The 1,657-nt window shown below is 60.0% G+C and carries 1 pseudogene; it reads left to right on the forward strand.

The window, feature by feature from the left end:
* Positions 1–1,657: pseudogene (locus tag AC1MEK_RS29785) on the forward strand (adhesin); the annotation flags it as partial.

The raw sequence follows: 1,657 nt of genomic DNA on the forward strand, positions 1-1,657 counted from the left end.
CGACCTGAGCCTGACCGGCGCACTGAACAACCGCCTGGGCATCATCGAAAGCGACAGCAGCCTGTCCATCAAGGCGGCCAGCGTCGACAACCAGACCGGCAAAATCCGCGCGCTGGGCACCAGCGGCGTCACCCAGTTCCAGATCGGTGGCTTGTTCGACAACCGCAACGGCACCCTGGAAACCGCCAACACCGACCTCGCGCTCGGCGTAGGCAGCCTGCTCAACGCAGGCGGCAGCGTGCTGCATGTGGGCAGCGGCAACTTCGGGATTTCCACCGCCAACGTCATGAACGCGGGCGGCAGCTTCATCACCCGCGGCGCCATGACCCTCAATGCTGACAGTTGGACTAACTCCAGTGTGTTGCAGGCTGGGACGTTGAACATCAACGTAAATAACTTCACCCAGACGGCGACGGGGCAGTTGTTGGCGGCGACGGCGTTTGTCGGCACTGGTGCGAACTGGACGAACGATGGGTTGATTGCCAGTGACGGGACACTGAAGCTGACCCTGGGCGGGACCTATACGGGAGCCGGTCGAGCGACCAGCCTTGGCGACCTGACGCTGACGGCCGCACAGCTCGATCTGGGTAGCGCTGGGAGCGTCACCGGTGGCGCGACGACGGCTGTCAGTGTCGGCGGCACACTGACCAACGATGGCCGTATTTCGTCTGCCGGTGACTTGAATGTTTCGGCTGGCAACGTAGCGAACTACGGCACCGTTGCGGCCTCTCAGGACCTCACTGTCACGGCTCAGACTTTGCTCAACGGCATGGCCGCAGACGGCAGTCGCGGATTCCTGTTCAGCGGCAGAAACATGAAACTTCAGGCCAACAGCCTGACGAACCGCTACGCAGATGTTTACAGCCTGGGCAACTTGCTGGTGTCGGGCACAACCGCGGGTAGCGCTGCCCAGAGCCTGCTGAACAGCTCCGGCAGTATCGAGGCCGGTGGCGACATCAGTATTGCGGCGAACAGTGTCACCAACCAGCGCGACGCGTTCAGCATGCAGCAACAGGTCACCAACGGTTATATGACCATCCGGTGTGTGCAGCATTGCGATGGTCCTGAGTCGCCGCGCGTTCGTGGGCCGGTGTTCATCTACCAGACAGTGGAGAGCACGGTGAGTGAAGACTCGCCGATGGCGACATTGGTCTCGGGACGCAATCTTACGGTCAACAGCATCGATTTCCTCAACCAGTACAGCCTGATCTCGGCGGCCCGCGACCTTTCTATCACCAGTACCAATATCACCAACAAGGCAGCACTCTCGGCCTCAGGAACTGATGGTCACGAGGTGGGGGCGAACAACTGGGTTACCGGCGAAGAGTTCTATCAATTAATCGACGACGTGGCTGCCTACGATCAGGCGCATCCGCGCTCCGGCCCGTTTGATCCTGTGGCGTTCAATGAGCTGGTAGGGAAATTCGATCCTGTACTCTTTTACGGCATCACTGATCCGATTGCCGTTCAAGCTGACAATCAGTCAGTCGCTCCAGCAATCATCCAGGCCGGTGGCACGGTCACACTTACCGCGTCCAACGACATCAGCAGTGTGGTTGTGCAGAGCACTGCTACTAACGTGAGCAACCGCTCGATCAACACCAGTGTTTACAGCGCGACTCAACCGTCCGTCGTGCTGCTGCATCCGCAATTGCCG

The sequence above is a fragment of the Pseudomonas sp. 2 genome, from assembly GCF_056627435.1.